14 protein-coding genes and 1 pseudogene are annotated in these 17,457 nt (G+C 51.8%); 3 read left to right on the forward strand and 12 right to left on the reverse strand.

The window, feature by feature from the left end; translation table 11 throughout:
* Positions 1–177: 177 nt before the first annotated feature.
* From LBW89_RS00530 to LBW89_RS00550, 5 genes are all read right to left on the reverse strand, one after another.
* Entirely contained in the window at positions 178–2,526 is a 2,349-nt protein-coding gene (locus tag LBW89_RS00530) for an ABC transporter permease (RefSeq protein WP_225038184.1), read from the reverse strand.
* Position 2,527: 1 nt separating this feature from the next.
* The gene (locus tag LBW89_RS00535) at positions 2,528–3,289 is read right to left on the reverse strand and encodes an ABC transporter ATP-binding protein (RefSeq protein WP_225038185.1); all 762 of its coding nucleotides are present in this window, start codon (positions 3,287–3,289) and stop codon (positions 2,528–2,530) included.
* Positions 3,290–3,404: 115 nt separating this feature from the next.
* Positions 3,405–4,664, reverse strand: a complete 1,260-nt coding sequence (locus LBW89_RS00540) for a sensor histidine kinase (RefSeq protein WP_225038186.1) — start codon at positions 4,662–4,664, stop codon at positions 3,405–3,407.
* Positions 4,661–5,347 (reverse strand): response regulator transcription factor, encoded by a 687-nt coding sequence (locus tag LBW89_RS00545; RefSeq protein ID WP_225038187.1) that lies wholly within the window; start codon positions 5,345–5,347, stop codon positions 4,661–4,663. The genes LBW89_RS00540 and LBW89_RS00545 overlap by 4 nt, the downstream gene beginning before the upstream one ends.
* Before the next feature lie 205 nt (positions 5,348–5,552).
* Positions 5,553–7,355: a hybrid sensor histidine kinase/response regulator transcription factor gene (locus LBW89_RS00550; protein WP_225038188.1), complete on the reverse strand. Its 1,803-nt coding sequence runs from the start codon at positions 7,353–7,355 to the stop codon at positions 5,553–5,555.
* Between the two features lie 185 nt (positions 7,356–7,540).
* Between LBW89_RS00550 and LBW89_RS00555 the strand changes: the two genes are divergently transcribed.
* From LBW89_RS00555 to LBW89_RS00565, 3 genes are read left to right on the forward strand one after another with little or no spacing between them, the layout of a single operon-like run.
* Positions 7,541–8,455 carry an ABC transporter ATP-binding protein gene (locus tag LBW89_RS00555; protein WP_225038189.1) on the forward strand — a complete coding sequence of 305 codons (915 nt, stop codon included), beginning with the start codon at positions 7,541–7,543 and terminating at the stop codon, positions 8,453–8,455.
* A complete protein-coding gene (locus LBW89_RS00560) occupies positions 8,452–9,387 on the forward strand; it encodes an ABC transporter permease (protein ID WP_225038190.1) in 936 nt (311 codons plus the stop codon). The genes LBW89_RS00555 and LBW89_RS00560 overlap by 4 nt, the downstream gene beginning before the upstream one ends.
* Before the next feature lie 42 nt (positions 9,388–9,429).
* Complete coding sequence (locus LBW89_RS00565) at positions 9,430–10,134, forward strand: DUF4097 domain-containing protein (protein WP_225038191.1); 705 nt, start codon at positions 9,430–9,432, stop codon at positions 10,132–10,134.
* A 271-nt stretch (positions 10,135–10,405) separates the two neighbouring features.
* Here LBW89_RS00565 and LBW89_RS00570 read toward each other — a convergent pair whose 3' ends face one another.
* The 7 genes and pseudogenes from LBW89_RS00570 to LBW89_RS00595 all read right to left on the reverse strand — a co-directional run bounded on the left by LBW89_RS00570 (position 10,406) and on the right by LBW89_RS00595 (position 17,442).
* Positions 10,406–10,501, reverse strand: coding sequence for a putative holin-like toxin (locus LBW89_RS00570; RefSeq protein ID WP_225038192.1), 96 nt, complete (start codon positions 10,499–10,501; stop codon positions 10,406–10,408).
* Between the two features lie 157 nt (positions 10,502–10,658).
* On the reverse strand, positions 10,659–13,322 hold the full coding sequence (locus tag LBW89_RS00575; RefSeq protein WP_225038193.1) for an ABC transporter permease: 2,664 nt from the start codon (positions 13,320–13,322) through the stop codon (positions 10,659–10,661).
* A complete protein-coding gene (locus LBW89_RS00580; protein ID WP_148450271.1) occupies positions 13,319–14,002 on the reverse strand; it encodes an ABC transporter ATP-binding protein in 684 nt (227 codons plus the stop codon). The genes LBW89_RS00575 and LBW89_RS00580 overlap by 4 nt, the downstream gene beginning before the upstream one ends.
* Positions 14,003–14,097: 95 nt before the next feature.
* A complete protein-coding gene (locus tag LBW89_RS00585) occupies positions 14,098–15,276 on the reverse strand; it encodes a sensor histidine kinase (RefSeq protein WP_225038194.1) in 1,179 nt (392 codons plus the stop codon).
* A complete protein-coding gene (locus LBW89_RS00590; RefSeq protein ID WP_225038195.1) occupies positions 15,276–15,935 on the reverse strand; it encodes a response regulator transcription factor in 660 nt (219 codons plus the stop codon). Before LBW89_RS00590 ends, LBW89_RS00585 begins: the two co-directional genes overlap by 1 nt.
* A 641-nt stretch (positions 15,936–16,576) precedes the next feature.
* Positions 16,577–16,687 (reverse strand): annotated as a pseudogene (locus LBW89_RS27405) (ROK family protein); the annotation flags it as partial.
* A 29-nt stretch (positions 16,688–16,716) separates the two neighbouring features.
* Positions 16,717–17,442 (reverse strand): ABC transporter permease, encoded by a 726-nt coding sequence (locus LBW89_RS00595; RefSeq protein WP_225038196.1) that lies wholly within the window; start codon positions 17,440–17,442, stop codon positions 16,717–16,719.
* Between the last annotated feature and the right edge of the window lie 15 nt (positions 17,443–17,457).

A 17,457-nucleotide genomic window follows, 5' to 3' on the forward strand; every position in this document is an offset into this window, starting at 1 on the left:
TTCTCCTTCCGAGAGAGGATTTCATATTGTTTCATTGCAGATATAGAGGGTATTTAATAACTATAGTTAATTTTTGCTCGTCCTCCGGATTTCCGCAGCTTATTGATTCCAGGCACAATATGACTCATCATTGCCGTGCGATACATCTGTATCTTCAAGAAATAAGCTGCCATCCTGCTACTCCGTTATTAACACATAGGGGGTAACCCCTTTGATTCTGCGCGCCACAAACAGCGAAACCAGACAGGAAAAGGCTACGATGACCGTGCATAACATGGCAATATACGGCATCGGGACGATGAAACGGACTTTGGAAATTCCTGCATCCGCAAGCAGGAGTTCCAAAATGGCGTTGGTATACAGGGCGCCCAGAGCGCCGCCCGCCACAACACCGGCAATCGTTACGGGAATGATACTTAGCGTCAACTGGGCTGTCAGTTGAAATGAAGTGTAGCCCGCCACTTTGAGGATTCCCACATCTCTTCTCCGCTTCAGAATGGATGTCTTGATCACAAGAAACAGAATTAATACGACCACCAGTACCGATATGGATAGAATGACTGTCATCACGGCCAACAAGGCCGAACCATATACTTGTGTCCCGCTTTCCTTGGTTTCGTTCACATCCGTTAAGGAACGGATCAGACTCCCGTACTCCGCCTGGACCTCTTGCATAAAAGCCGTTTTACTGTCCCCCTGCAAGTATACATTGATGGACATCCCCTTGTGCCCGGGGATCAGATGATTCAGGCCCGCCAGGGTCAATGAAGCTCCCTTTCCTTCCGCACTGAATGACTGATTCAACCCCGTGATCAAATATACATAGGAACCGTTAACGGCTTCCACCTTGATGGAGTCCCCGATCGTTTTGCCGAGCAGCCCCGCCAACTTGCCGGTGACGGCTATCTCATTGTCATATAGCGGATAGCGTCCTTCATAGACCGTTTTGTTGTCCAGATATTCGAATTGATCTATAATTTCCGTACTTACGTTCTGATCTTGAATCACTGTTGGAATCGACTTCATTAAAATAGCTTTGTCCACCCCTGTCATCTGCCGGAGCGCTGCAAGTAATTGTAAACTATCCGTGCCGGACTGGACCTGGATACCGACATCGGGCGTTTCCGAACTGAGCATGCGGAACAGAGCTGTTTTGTCCATGGCCGTGTTGTAATACAGAATCACCGAGAAAACGGAAGCGAATGTGACCGCGGCCATAATACATCCAAGAAGCAAATTTTGGCGTCCGGCGGCTAACGTCGTTTTGCAGGCGAGCAACCAATGAACGCCGCCTCGGGTACGGCTCAGCGGGAGATAATTGCGCTTGAAATTATGGGACTTAATTCCGCCCCGCAAGGCTTCGACGGGATGAAGCCGACAAATGGGCGCAGCCGAAAGGTACGCCACCGCAAAGACCAGGAAATTCACCATCCCGACGCAGGCCAGCGTAAAGACCGCATGCGCGCTTCCGTTCCATACCAGTCCCGCCAATGCAGAGACCATGTTCCCGTATAGGGGCATAACCGCGCAGGAGACGGCCACACCAGCGACGCTTGCCGCGAATGCAAGCCATATAAACGGCACGACATACATGAATACAATCTGGAGACGAGTGTAGCCCATCGCTTTCAGAACGCCGATATCGACCATCCCCGTTTCGATACGGTCCGTTACGCGGAACTTGATCACAAGAAGTGACACCAACACAATAACCGCCGCAAAGACGACCAGAATCAGGCTGACAAAGTAAACGATGAATGCCCCGCCATCCTCGGCCATATGCGTATCCGCAGCCCAAAAACTGGGAATCACGGTCTCGTTGGACTGAGGAAACGCTCTGTAGTAATCCATTAAGAGCGTGCCCGATTGCTCGCTGTCCGTTAAGATGGCGGACATTAGCGTTCCTTGGGCTGCGGGTCCCGCATCCTTGGACAGCTGAAGGTAGCCGGCTTGCGGCAAATATAACTTCAGCATATCCAGCTTGGGAGTCCCCATTAAAGTCGACTCAAAAAATCCGGCCACGCGATAGCTATACTGCTTATTCCGATAAGTAACGGGGAAGCGATCCCCCAGTTCGTAACCGCCTCTCACTTTGAGGCTATACGGAACATATATCCCGTCCTCATACGCGATGGAAGCCGCCTCAATCAGCTTCACCGGAGCGATATTCCGGGCGGCATCCGCATCAAGCACCATGGTACGAATACCATAACCCAAGTCATATTTATAGAAAGGAATCGTAGCCGAGGACAGCAAGATTACGCGCTCCGTCTCCACCTCTTGTACCCCCGGATAAGATGACAAAAAATCCCGGTAAGCCGCCTTGTAGCTCGCGCTGTTCATCGTAATGCTCACGTGCGGGTCGTGCAGCTCCCGCACCTTATCCGCATAAAAACCGTCCATGTCGGTGAGCGAGGACAGACCTAGGTTCATCAAAAGTCCGGCGATCATGATCAGAATAAACAGGAAAGCGGCAGTGCTTTTTGACTTTTTGTAATGGTAAGAGGCCGGATTCAATACGTTCAACTTACCACCCCATTTCGGCCAAAAATTCGTTGAGTCTCTCCCGCCGTCCCTCGTCTTGTCCGTCCTGGAACGCCCCCAATGTCAAGTCACCGTAAATGGTGCCGTCGCGCAAATACAGGATACGGCTGCCCCTTAAAGCCGTTTTCAGATCATGCGTGACCATCACGATACTCTGCCCGTCTCGGTTCATCCTCGTCATCACATCCAACACAATGTCGCCGGACGCGGAATTAAGGGCGCCTGTAGGCTCGTCCGCGAACAAGACTAACGGGTTGTTTATACAGGCGCGGACCATACCGGCCCGCTGGGCTTCTCCGCCGGATAACTGGGACGGAAATTTGCCCCAGGAAGAGGCGGGTAATCCGACTTGGGTTAAAAGCTGCTCCGCTTTGGTCGTAAGCGCCCGCCTGTTTCTGTTCACCAGCAGTCCGCTCGCCAGCACATTATCCATCAAGCTCATGTGATCCAGCAGGTGCGTTTGCTGAAACACGAATCCGCAGTGAGTTCGGCGAAAAACGGCAAGCTGGTCTTCGGTGTACCGCGTAATATTTTTCCCATCAAAATAAATCTCGCCCAAAGTTGGTTTGTCCATGCCGGAAAGCGCATAGAGCAATGTCGATTTGCCGGAGCCGGAGCTGCCCATAATCACCGTAAAGTCTCCCTCCAGTATATCGAGGTCCAGATTTTTGAGCACATGCTGCTGATTTCCGCCCGTGGAGAAGGTTTTGCATAGTTTCTCCGTTCTCAATATCTTATTTGGCACGAAACGATCATTCCCTTGTCGACGAATTGCACCCTCGGCTGTCCGCTACATTACTATCCTACAAGATTAATTCTTAGTTAATCTTTGTCTAATCCTTAACCATTCCTTAAATAGGTCAGGCCAATTTGATGCTCAAGGTGACGGTAAAACCGTCGGTACGGTTATGACACTCGATATCGCCTTGCATGCTCCGCATCAAATATCGGGAAATAAACAGCCCCAGCCCGGCCCCGGTCTGGCTTTCGATGTTGTGACCGCGGTAAAACTTGTTAAACAGTAACGGCAGTTCCTCCGGGCTAACTCCTTTTCCGTAATCCATTATCTCGACCTGCAGCCTGTCCCGATGAATATATGCATTGATTTTAATCCTGGTTCCCGCGTATTTGTAGGAGTTGCTCAGAACGTTGTCGAGAACTTGCTGCAAACGCAGGGGATCCACCAACATAAGGCATTCCGGAATAGGTCCGCATTCAATCCGGTCATCGTAATTTACGTTCCCGATCATTTCTTGCAGGATCGAGCTGTACTCCTCGGTCACATTCACCTTCAGCTCCTGCAATTCCTCCAGGGTCGCATGGAACATATCGGTAACCAGCCGATTGATTTGCTCGGCCTTGGCATGAATCATGCCTAGCTGGCTGACCGTCTTCTCATCGTTTGCGCGCACCAGCATCAATTCGCTGATCGCCTTGATGGAGGAGACCGGCGTCTTGATGTCATGGCTCAAGCTGGCGACAAGCTCCTTCTTGCTGCGGTTGGCCTCATATTCGCTCTTCCGCGCCGCCGCCAGCTCCTCACGCATCATGTCAAAGCTTTCTGTGAAAGCGCCGAATGGATTGTTTTTTTCCATTTCAAGCGGGTAATCCAGATTTCCGCGGGCCACATGCAGGGCGAATTTTTGCAGCTTTCGGAACGGCCGGAATAGAGAACGGTTTAAAAACAGGACATAGAGCGCGCACATTGCTATTAAAACGCTAAATGTGGTCAGAGCCACCGACGCCAAATGCCGTTTGCTGCGCTGAATGGTTTGCCCGTAATCATCGTGGATGATCAGTTTTCCCGCAGGCTGCCCCGAAACCACCACATCGAGCACCGCATCCCTGTTCCTGACGGCATCGTTCACGGTTTCGGGCAGCCCGCCGGTCGTCCGGTAGCGCACATTCCCGAGTGAGTCAAGCACGACAAATTGCTGCGGGATGCCGCTGTAATCGCCTGCCTCAATCTCGTTCCAGCGGCTTTCCACCGTCTTTAACAACCGGTTCGCCATCACCGTATCAAACCGGGGGTCGACGTCCGTTTCAATCACCCGGAGCGCTAACGTGAAACCGAGGATCCATACCGCAAGCAGCGTCAGGAGCATCCTCTTTATTCTCATCGCTTGCCGTCCTCCAGCACATATCCCGTACCCCACACCGTTTTGATATATTGGGGACGGTTGGGATCATCCTCGATCTTTTCGCGTAAGTGACGGATATGCACGTTTAGAGTTCCGTCACCGGTAATCGAGTCGCCCCATACTTTGGCGAACAGTTCCTCTTTGGGCACCACCCGGTTTTTATGCTGTGCCAAATAGCAGAGCAGACGGTACTCCAGTGTTTTGAATTTGACTTCCTCGCCGTTTACCCGAACACGGGAAAGAGCCAAATCGATCCGCACCCGCCCGAATTCCAGCACGTCCGCCGCGGGATGTTGTTTGCCGTAACGCCGGAGCACGGTTTTGACCTTGGCCAGCAGAACGCTTAGTGTATACGGCTTTTGGATATAATCGTCTCCTCCGATATTTAGGGCGATCAGCACATCGTCATCACTGCTGCGGGCGCTGATAAATAGAATCGGGAGATCCATCGTCCGCCGCAGTTTTTTGCACAGCTCAAACCCCGAACTCCCGCCAAGATTGATATCGAGAAGAATCAGCGAGGTGTCATGCTCCCGAAGGAACTGTTCGCATGCCTCCGCGCTGGTCACACAAGCCGTTTTCACCTCAAACATATTGAAATATTCGCATGTCGTCTCCGCAAGTTCACGCTCGTCATCCACAATTAAGCAGTCATAGTTCATAGTTACGCTCCAGGATTCTCCAGAATTTGAATATAATCATCCCTTTAAGATAGCATGAAACGGGACTGAGCGGAAATGTTACCCAGCACTTCGGCAAGCAATGGCGTCCTTTTAACTGTCGTGGCTTCAACGTTCAAGTATTGGGAGGGACGGGTACGGGATTTTCCGCAATAAAAAAAGCCCCCAAGAAGCGGAATCCCGCATCTCAGGAGCTTTTTACACCGAGCTGTTCCTCTTTGGCTTTCGCGACAGCCGCATCGCGGTCGTTCACTTGCAGCTTGAGATAAATCGATGAAATATAATTGCGGACCGTCCCTTCCGACAGATGCAGCCTCTCGGCAATCGCCTTGTTCCGGAGCCCTTCCGTCAGGCACTGAAGAATATCCCGCTCCCTCTCGGTTAAGCCGTAAGGATTGGCCACGTTGTTGTCCGGCTGCTGAAAAAGCTGCTGCGCGACATGCGGCGAGATCATCGTGCCCCCGCTATACACGAGTCTGATCGTCGCCGCGAGTTCCTTCGGATGCACCGACTTCAACAGGTACCCCTCCGCCCCCAGGCGCAGCGACTCTGCCGCAACATCGACCTCATCCAACGTGGTCATCATGATGACGCGGACCTCCGGCCATTTTTCCTTCACCAGCCTGGTGGCTTGAAGGCCGTCCATTTCAGGCATGTGGATGTCCATCAAAATGAGATCCGGCAACTCCCGCTCGCAGGCCTCCATCGCCTGCCGCCCGTCACCGGCCACACGCACCTGCATATCCTTTTCTTCGCCAAGCAGCAGCCTCAGACTTTCGAGCACCAGCAGCTGGTCGTCTACGATAAGCACCCGGATGCGCTCGGTCCCCTCATGGGCCCGGTTAGGTATGGCGCAGGTGACGAGGGTTCCTTGTTCTTCATGGGAGTGAATATACAGATTTCCTTGCAGGGCGGACAGGCGATCCCGCATCGCGTTCAAGCCGAAACCATATTGCAGCTTCGAGCTTCCCGCGCCGTTGTCCTGGATTTGCAGCATGAGCGAAGCCGCATCGTATTGAAGCGTTACTTCAATCCGGCTGGCTCGTCCGTGCCGGCTGGCATTGGTCAAAGATTCCTGAAGGCAGCGGTACAGCACGAGCTTGGCTTGCTTCATGACCGGGTAAGGCTGTCCCATCGTCCGAAAAAACACGCGAATCCCCGTACTTGTTTTGAATTCTTCAATCATTTGCATCAGCGCCTGATCCAGCGGAACCGATTCCTCCACAGGGTCCATGCGATGGACTTGGCGCCTGATCTCATCCAGCCCGTTTCTGGCCAAGCTCAGCAATGCGCCAAGCTTCTCCTCCCCTTCCGGCGAACCGATTTGGGGCCGCAGCGCTTCCATGCCCAGGATTAAAGAAGTATAGCTATGCCCGATCGTATCGTGCAGTTCCCGGGCCAAACGGTAGCGTTCCTCCAGCAGCGTCATCTTTTCGATCTGGGACGAATACTGCTCCAGGATCGTGTACTGCTCTTTCACAACGGCAAGCTTGTTGCTGATGTTGTTAATGGCGGCCGCTCCCTTTTGCAGGGCAAAACCGACGCCGTAAAGCACCAGCGCGTCCGCTACGCTCTGCCCCCAAAAGGGGCGCTGTAACGCAAGCGGACTGCCGGGTGCCGTCGCACTTATCACAAAGATGCCCACAGCTAACGGTAATGCCAAAGCGTGCCCTCTTCCGCGGGTATAAAACCCCAACATAAGAAGGACAGGGAGAAACAATCGAAGCAAACCGAAGTTGTAAGCCAACAGGATCGAAGTTCCTCCGGCCAGGATCAGCGCGGCCGCAAGATAATGCGGGAATTTGTAATGAACCAGAATGAACGGTATTAAATGACTGGCCAGGAGTACGGGCAACACGAATCCCAACGGAAAATCCGGCTGATCTTGATACATAAAGATCAAAACCGCGGTGACCCAAACGCCGTGAATGCACAGCATGACCCAATCCGGCCATGACCATTTCCCGCCGGTTTTAAAACGTTCCAACATACATACATTCCCCTGTCATGGTCGAATAAACCTTTCCCTGTAGCGCTTTTCGCATTGTCACGAAAGGTAGTGACAGTTTGTAACTGGTTAATATGACAGTCTGTTCGGTAGGATGACATCATATTACGCGACTAACATTGAATTATAGCCTATTCCATACGCGAAAACAAAAGGAGTGTGCAGAAGTGACCGTATTGCAAATCGATCAGCTCAGCAAAAAAATCGGCAGGAAAACGATCGTTGATGGCCTCACCTTAACTTTGAACAAAGGGGAGATTCTCGGGCTGCTGGGACCGAACGGCGCCGGCAAAACCACAACGATTCGTATGATCGTCGGCCTGATGAGCAGGACCGCGGGAAGGATCATCATTAATGGCGTCGATACGAAAACCGATCATGCGAAGGCGATGAACAGCATCGGGGTGATTGTTGAAAATCCCGATCTTTACAAGTATTTATCGGGATATGACAACCTGGTTCATTTTGCGAGAATGAGCCAAGGCGTAACCGAACAACGAATCAAAGAGATCATCGCTCTGGTTGGCTTGGAACACAGCATTCATGACAAAGTGGGGACTTATTCGCTCGGCATGCGTCAGCGCCTTGGCCTTGGAATCGCTCTTATCCACAAGCCCTCCCTGCTCCTGCTGGATGAACCTACAAACGGTCTGGATCCGGCGGGCATCCGCGAACTTAGGGCGCATCTGATCCATTTGGCCCGTCAGGAAGAAGTAGGCATTATGATATCCAGCCACCTGATGTCGGAGATGGAGATGATGTGCGACCGCGTGGCGGTTCTGCAGCAGGGCAAATTAATCGGCATCCGCGACTTGTCCGCAATGGCGCAAACGGACGAACTTCAAGTCCGATTTGAAGTGGACCGGCCCGAGGCGGCTGTTCAACTTCTTCAAACCTTGACCGCGGGTCTGGAGATTTTAAGAGACAACGATCATATCGTCCTGCGAATCGCAAAAACCAAAATACCCGAGCTGACCCAAAAACTGATGGCGGCCGGTATCCAAATTTATGGCGTCCATACGCTCAAACCCTCTTTGGAGGATACGTTTCTGGAAATGACGGAAGGAGACAAGGCCAGATGATCAACCTGATTCGCAATGAAAATATGAAGATTTACAAAAGAAAGCGCAACTGGATTTTAATCGGCATCGTCGTTTTGTTCACCCTGATTCAATTTGTAAATCTGAAATCTTCCGGCAGTTCCGTTGTCGGGGAGGATTGGCGCAATCAATTGGAACAGGAAATCGCCTTTCTCAAGCTTGAAATGAACGAGCCGGACGCTTTACCCGTTGAACTCAAGCAGGCTCAAAAAAGCATCCTGCTCAACCAGTATCATCTGGATACGGACCTGCCCCCTTCAACAAACACCTGGAGTTTTGCCGTAGACCAGGCGGGAAATCTGATGGTCGCCGTTTCGTTCATTTCCGTCATTATTGCCGGGGAAATTGTGGCCGCCGAATTCATCGGCGGTACCATCAAGCTATTGCTGACGCGATCCGCGAGCAGGACCAAAATTTATATTTCCAAGTACATGGCTTGCCTTCTTTTCGGGCTTGCCCTGCTGTCGATCGGAGCGGTGATTTCCGTAGTCCTTGGAGGCGTGGTTCTAGGTTTTCAGGGATTGGGTAGTTCTTACCTCTACGTTCAGAACGGCGTTGTGGAACAAACAACGATTATTCAGGCCCTATTCGAAGCCTACTTGCTGCAAATTCCGTTTCTTCTGCTGACGGTTACTCTAGCGTTTATGATTTCCGCGGCGTTCAAGAGCTCAACCTTCTCCATCGTCATCTCCCTGTTTGTGGCCGTGGCGGGATTTGTTATTGCAACCGTGATGAACGGCTGGGGATGGACCAAATATTTCGTTTTTTCGCACACGAATCTCACCCAATATGTTCTCGGCGATCCCTCCGTCACAGGCATGTCCTTCGGGTTTTCGGCCGTGTTTATTCTGCTTCATCTTCTTATCATGCACCTGGTCTCTTACCCAGCTTTTGTCAAGCGTGATGTGGTTTAAACACGAAATTGGCCCAAATCAATCTTTAATTTGGAGGTTATTATGAAATATATTCACTATTCGCTCCTAATCGTCGCTTTGTTGCTGCTGTCCGCCTGTCAATCGGAGGCGGGAACGAAGACCGAAAGCAAAGAATTGCAGTTGAACGCCGCCTCGCTGAAATCGCTGGTCATCGACCACCGAAACGGCGATATAGAAGTTATTGGGGATGCCCGGAGCGAAACGATTCAGGTTTCCGCCGAAATCAGCCACTCCGGAAATATCGACCCGGACAAACTTCAGTTAAGGCTGGAAGAACGTGATGGGGGAGCGTACTTGAACGCTTTTTTCAAGGGGCAGTTTTTAGCCAGCGGGAAGGGGAGCGTCAGTCTGAAAGTAACTATTCCGGCCGCTCTATCGGTTGAGATCCTATCGCATCAAGACGGCTCGATCCACATCTCCAATCTTGCATCCGCCGTAAAGATTGATAATGTCAACGGAAAGATCGATATTAAGAACATTGGAGAAGAGATCAATATCCATAACCGCGACGGTGACATCGATGTACAAAACGCGGCGTCCGACCTATATGTCACCAATGTGAACGGCGCGATAACCGCGGAACGGATCGGCGGCTCCGCGATCATCGACGTGGGGGACGGCAAACTCGACATCGACCAGGTCGACGGCGATGTCACCGTCAAGCAATCCGGCAGTGGGGAAGTCCAAGTGGGCCAAGTGAAAGGAAGCGTGAACCAGAAGCGGTAGTTGGCCGGATCGTAGGGCTTGGACCTTCGGAGGAAGGTTTGTGCCCTGTTCTGGCGCCTGTATTTTAAAAGGGCATGCCGATCACCCGCAGTATTATAATGTTTCTACTCTGTCCTTAATCTTGTCGATCAGTTCTCTCTATGGTATTATTTATGTAACAAGACCAAGTGCTGCGAACACTTGGCCTCGACAATTGGCTTGGATGGGGATTCCCCTCTGAGTATTCAAAAGGCAAAACCCACCTTCGGCGTGCAACCTTAGGGTGGGTTTTTTACTTTCTCTTGTTGTTATTCCCGATGTATGTTAAAAGTGCAAAAATAAATGTACCAAAAGCAATCATGATGAGAATCGCATCTTTAACCTCCATGGCTCACCTCCCTTCGAAGGGAGACCATGCCCACCCAAGATTCAATTGTATTTCCATTTTATCCTATAACGAAAACACGTACAAGCGTTCCTCTTTTTTGCGATTCTCTTTCATTTTCAGGAGTTAATATTAATTCTTCCAAACATACTTTCTAAGCTTATACCGTTTCATCCTTGAGAACGTCAACAATCGTCCTCTGTTTCAATCTCCGGCCGCCCAAGATGTAAGCGAGCGTAATGGAAGCCATAATCAGCGCGGCGAACAAGATTAACGCCGTCAAGGGCATATGAGGAAGGTATTCGCTTAACTTTACCATATTGATCTTGAGGAAAGACCAAATGATAAGAACGGCGACCGGAATGCTAAATAGTATGGGGATTAAACCGAACAACAGGGCTTCGAGCAGCAGCAATCGCCCGATTCCCCGGGGTGATATTCCTACGGATCGCAGCACGGCAAACTCCTTCTGCCGCTGCTGCAAATTTCCGGAAACAGTGGAAAATACATTGGCTATCCCGATCAACGCAAGAAAGCCCGATACGCACACGATAATGAACTTCATCATCTGCCGGCCTTTGTCGCCCGATTCCTTTATCTCAATGATATTCCGAATTTCGTAATCTCCCGACCCATACCATTTATCGCACACATTTTTCAACTCGGCCGTGACGCCTTCAATCCTATCTGCGGATTCCGCCACAACCGGAATGGAAACATATCGCGCACGCATAGCTCGGTCCTCCACCATTTGACTGACGATGCCAAGGTAAACGCTGCGCGGCATGATCTGCACCAGCTCGAAATTGTCGTATCTCTCTCCGAGGGGCGGCATTTCATCCGTCAAGTAACCAACTTCGGTAGTGAAAGTATAACTGCCCTTGTCTTCCGAATAGACCTTCTCCTCCAAATTCAACCGTTCACCTGGATGAAGCTTCAGAAACGGAATTCGAACAGTCTCGCGCCGGTTGCTGCGCAAATCGTCCCGAACCTGGTTGACGACGATGGTACGCGGCACGTCTTTATCGTAAAACAAGCGGGCGTCCGCGCCGATCCGCCGACTGTACTCGGCAAAACTTTGATCATCCAGGGCAACCAAAATCGTCTGCAAACGGTAGCGTCCGTTTTCCTCATACAACGAGTATCGACCGCTGTCGGCAATCCTTGAAAAACCGCCTATTCCGGCAAGCGCGTCGCTTTGCCGATCCTCCTTTACCCACATTGCCGCAGGAACATGACTTACAAACAGCGCGCTTTTCACCCCGGGGACGGACCGTATCTGCTCTTCCATTTGCGGGTCCATCATATTTCCGTCCAAAATTTGCAGCCCGATATTTTCCTCGGATTCATGAAGGCTATCTTCTCTAAAAAGGGTATTGGCTACCTCAAGGATTGAAAACATATGCAAAAATCCGCTCAGCAAGCAAAAGGACAAAGTGAGGGAGATGACCGCGGTACGGTACGATTTTTTTCTGGCACGCAAGGTATTTTTCGCGAGTTCTCCTTCAATCCCGAAGAGTTTGCCGCTAAGCCAAGGCTTCCGCAATTTCTTGACCCGTATTTCACCTCCCTGACGAATCGCGTCGATCGGTGACATTTTGCTGATTTTTCGGGCGGGGATGAACGCCGATAGCCATACGGTCAGCAGAGCCAGCAGTACGGACGGAAGCGCGGCTGGCAGGCCAAAGGCAAGCCGGATGTCTTGAATTTCCCGCAGCTTCTCTTGCGAGCTGATATAAGCAAACAAGCCATAGTCCAGAAGCCAACCGAAGAACAAACCCAATGGAATCGAAACGACCGATAAGATCAGCGATTCAAGAATGACCGAACGCCGGATTTGTCTCGGCGAAGCGCCGATGCTCTGCAGCATTCCGAGCTGCCGAAGCCGCGCATTTGCCGAGATGGCAAAGGCGTTGCTGATAATCACGACGAACAGGCCGGTGACCAGAAGTGCCATAGCCGCAAACATCAGCGGCCATGAGAATTGCCAAATTTGAAATTGGCTTCCGTGCCCGGAAGGGAACACAAAATAATGGGCTAACAAACTGCTGTTCATTTTCACCATGTAATCGCCGTATTCATCAGGCTTATAGCCTATGGAGCGGGCGATCGCGACAATATCCTCATACGCCGTACCGGGATTGTTAAAGCGCATATAGATGGTAAGCTTGTCTTCCGGAGTTATCGACGCCTCATCCAGATAACCGTAAGCAAGATAGGCAGGGGTGGTGGAACTGGTGGTGATATCCAGTTTCCCGACCACGGTATAGCTCCGCTCCGCCTTGGGGACAAAGCGTTCTCCTTTTTTGTAGATGGATCGGGATTCCAGTGTTTCGCCGTTCAGTACCCGGCTGCCTACCGGGAAGCGAATCGTATCCCCTACCTTTATGTCGGGATGATGCTCAAAGTACTGTTTGGAGAGGGCTAATTCCCCGGGATGATGCGGAATGCGGCCCTCCAGGATATGTTGACGCTCAGACATATCGCTCCAGTAGCTTGAGGTAAGCCTGCGCATAACCAGGTACGGTCTGCGCGGATCCTCAATTTGTGCAACTTCCCATGCGCCTTTGATCATAACCTGCTCCACATTGGGGTGACCCGTCACATATTTCAACTTATCGCCGGGGGTGTCATCAAACAGTTCGGCATGCCAGTTGCCTTCTTTATGAATCGTCAGACGGATTTCGTCCTTATACATCGTATGCAGAAAACCACAGAGCGCGGACAGCAGCGTTGTAGCGATGAAAATCGCAATCAGGATAGCAACACTGCTTTTTTTGTTGCGGCGCACATAATCCAGGGTGTACTCGGCAAGGATATTCATCGTTTCATCACCTCATCGGAGACGATTTTTCCGTCTTCGATCGTGATAATGCGATCGGCTTCAAGCGCGATTTTCTCATCATGGGTGATCAACAGAACCGTCTGCCGATAGCGGCTGTGGGATAGTTTGAGCAGTTCGACGGTCTCCTCGGAGTTTTTCCGGTCCAGGTTCCCCGTCGGTTCGTCCGCCAGCAACAGAGCCGGCCGATATATCAAAGCACGGCCGATAGCGACGCGCTGTTGCTGCCCTCCGGACAACTGGCTGGGCAGGTGGTTTAGCCGATCCGCCAGACCAAGCGTTGTGACGATTTCGGAAAAGCGTGCTTCATCCGGTTTTCTGCCGTCCAGGAGCAGGGGCAGCAATATATTTTTGCGCACATCCAGCGTAGGGATGAGATTATAAAACTGATAAATCAGCCCCACCTTACGGCGGCGGAATACCGCCAGTTTCTCCTCGCTCAGCGTTGAAATGTCGGTGTCTTCAATCCATATCTTCCCGCCGCTCGGGCGGTCTACGCCTCCCAGCAAATGAAGAAGCGTTGATTTTCCCGACCCCGACGCGCCCACGATGGCAACGAATTCGCCTTTGTTCACCGAAAGATTGATCTGATCCAGCGCTGTAACTTTCGCCTCGCCCGAACCGTAAATTTTAGTTACATTGTCACACGTTAATAACTGCATGGACATGGCCTCCTTTACAGCCTTCATCGTATCAGCCTTAAATGACATTTCAGTGACAGTGGAGATAAAAAAAAGCCTTTCCCCGGCACTTGGAGTCAGGCGTAGAACTTCACCGTAAACCGGGCGCCGCCGTGAGGCGCGTTTTCGGCCCGGATGCTTCCGTTCTGGTTGGCGATGATGGAGCGTGAAATGGCGAGGCCGATGCCCGCACTGTCTTTAGCCGCATTTTTTCCTTTATAGAAGCGGTCAAACAGGTGCGGCAACTCCTCCATACGAAAGCCTTCGCCGTTGTCCTCCACGACGATTTCCGTATAAAGCGGGTTTTGTGAATACCGGAGAGTAACCGTTCCTCCCGCCGGCGTATGCTCGCTGCAGTTCTTGATCAGATTCAGGAAGGCTTCCGCCGTCCATATAGAATCTCCCTTAAAGCTCGATCCGGATTCGCCTAAAATATCGAGCCGCAATTGCTTTAAACGAAGCGCCTCTTCCAGCGGTTCAACGGCACGGAGCAGCATAGCATATACATCCACCGGCTCCCGCTTGAATTCCAAGGTGCCCGCGTCCAACCGCGACAGCTTCAGCAACGAGGCAACGAGCATTTCCAGACGCCGAAGCTGCCGGCTCAGATTATCCACGTAGTCCGCCTCTTCCCCCTCGCACGAATCCGCCAGAAGCTGTGTCATTAACGACATGGAGGTCATGGGGGTTTTGAGCTGGTGCGAGATGTCCGCCAAATTTTCGGCCAGGGCCTGCCGTTCCCGCAAGGCCTTCTCCCGGGTTTGCCGGAGTTCCGTAACCGTCTTGTACAATTCATCCTCCAGCCGGGAGAATCCATCCTCCTGCCGCACCAGCAGCATTTCCCGGCCGAGATTAACCTGTTCCAGATATGTAGTTAATCCGCGAATACGCCCTTGTTGCCTTTTTGAAAGGAACAGCAGCCATATGAGTAGCCCCACTCCCGGAATCAGCAAGATTCCTGTACCGATCCCGACCAGAGTTAAAGCATGCCGCTGATGGAAAACGGCGGGGCCGTAGCCGTATTGGCGAAGGATTCGGTCTCCCGCGGCAAAGTCCGTGGGGGACGCCGCCTTCAGCGCCTGCATCATCCCGTCCTCGGCTTGCGGGTTTATTTGCTGTGCAGCGCCCAGCATTTGCGCGATCGTCCGGTATTCCTGCCGGGCGAGGACCCGATCGGCCAGCAGTCCTAATACCGTCCCGAGCAGGAGGCAGGCGGCCAATATCGTCAGACCCTGCAGAAAGGAACGCTTGGTCATCACGAGAGCTCCTCCATTCGGTAACCGATGCCGCGAATCGTTTTGAGGCAGGCGGGATAATTCAGTTTCTCGCGCAGCCGCTTCATGGTCACGGTAAGCGTATTGTCGTTGACAAAATTCCCCTCGGCGTCCCATAGCCTATCCAACAACTGCGGCCGCGTCAGGGTCTGATTTTTGTTTTCCAGCAGGATGGTTAGCAACCGGTACTCTCCCGCGGTCAGTAACAACTCCCGCTCCGCAACCCATACCGCCGCCTTCTGCTTATCCAGCATAATCTCTCCGCAGCGCATGACGGTTTGACCGACATCTTTCGTCCGCCTCAGCACCGCGTTGATTCTGGATAGCAATACCGACAACTGGAACGGCTTGACGATATAATCGTCCGCCCCCGAGTCGAGCCCGTGAACGATGTCCTGTTCATCGTCCCTCACTGTCAGAAAGATCAGCGGCACGTCCCGGACCGCTTTGACCTCACGGCAGAATCCATACCCGGTCCCGTCCGGCAAATTCCAGTCCAGCAGAACAAGCGCGAGATCGTCGTTCTCGCCAAACATCGCCCTCCCCTCCGCCAAAGTCGCGCAAGCCAATGGCAGGAAGCCATTCTTGCGGAGCGCGACGGTCAAGCCGAACGAAATCGTCTCGTCGTCTTCTACAATCATGATTTTCCTCAATGTATCCTCCGTCCTCTATAGGCAAGCAATATAAAAATCCCGCCGAAGCCTTTTAAAAATCCTGCAGGATATTCTTCTAGATTCGACTTGTATCGCCAATTCTCCTTGTATACAGAGGAAGGACGATAAAAGTGCTTATCGAAAGGACCCTTTCCCCGCCAGGCCGCCAGACGGATAAAGCACTAGACCTATAATTATGCGCTTGCATGGGGGATCACGTACAAAAATACCGGCCATCCTGACGCTGTCCAAGGGGTGACAACGATTTGGAAGATAACCGGGTTTATACATCAGCGCTACTTGAGCTATGATATTGCAGCAGCAGGCAACGTTTGCAGGAGCCACGGGGGTGTAAAAGGGTTCCTTTCACACGCTTGGCCTCCAACTCATGGTTTGGTTCAAATTAAAAGGACTTCTTCCCGTTAATTTGGTACGTATGCGGCTGCAGAGGCGAATTAGCTGGAAAACCTCCTGCTAATTCGTCTGAATTTGTGTATTTCGGCCATGGGGCCGCGAAATAGATGGAACTTTTCCAGCTAAATCCGGTCCAAGAGCCCTAGAGTAGCACATTAACGGGAGATTTTCCCGTTAATGATGTGGACTCCGACGGTGGGACTGTATATTTATAATTGTTTCTCCTTCATGTAAATCACGAGCGCCAGGCTGAAATCATAATTGTAACGATAGGTTAGCGCAGGTCTCCCCCCGCTGGATGGAGCGGTCTTATCCTTAAATATCTCATATCCAAACGGCAAAATTTCGCCCCTCCCTACTTCCGCCACTTCATGAATCGGTAGTCCAGCAGGTCCACCAGCAGAAACAGGACGAAGCCGACCAGACTGAACAGCAGAATCCCGGCGTACATTTGCGGATAATCCAGCCTGAGCCAGGCGTCCATAATGAAGAAGCCCATACCATGCTCGGTGCCGTAGATCTCCGTAAAAAACAGGACCGAAATGGCCGTGCCCAGCGAGATGCGGATGGTGCTGAGGATGACGGACAAGGCCCCGGGCAAGGTGACATGCCAAAATTTCTGACCAGCCCCTGCGCCAATGCTTGTCAGGACATCATAGGTACTCGCCGGAATGGCTTTTACCCCGTCCCGTACGGAAATGATTATCTGAAATAGCAGGATCAGCATAATCATAAGAATCTTTGAAGTCTCGCCGAGCCCGAAGAACAGCATCGCCACCGGGAGCAAGGCGATCTTGGGCACAGGATAAGTCAAATAAACTACCGGGTCCAACAGCTTGTTCCAGCGTGCCGAACGCCCCATCAGAAGCCCGATCATCAGGCCGACGACCAGCGCCAGCAGGACTCCGGCAAAAATCCGCATCAGGCTGTACCCGACATTCAGCAGTATGTCCCTTCCGCCGAGTTGTCCCATCGCCTGATAGACCTCGAGCGGACTAGGCAGTATCGGATGATCCACCAGCAAATACGCCGCGTACCAGAGCGCGTTCATCCCCAAGAACACCAGCAATAATCTAATCATATGGTTGAGCCGCCG

The organism is Paenibacillus sp. alder61 (assembly GCF_020179875.1).
In the GTDB taxonomy this organism is placed as follows: domain Bacteria; phylum Bacillota; class Bacilli; order Paenibacillales; family Paenibacillaceae; genus Fontibacillus; species Fontibacillus faecis.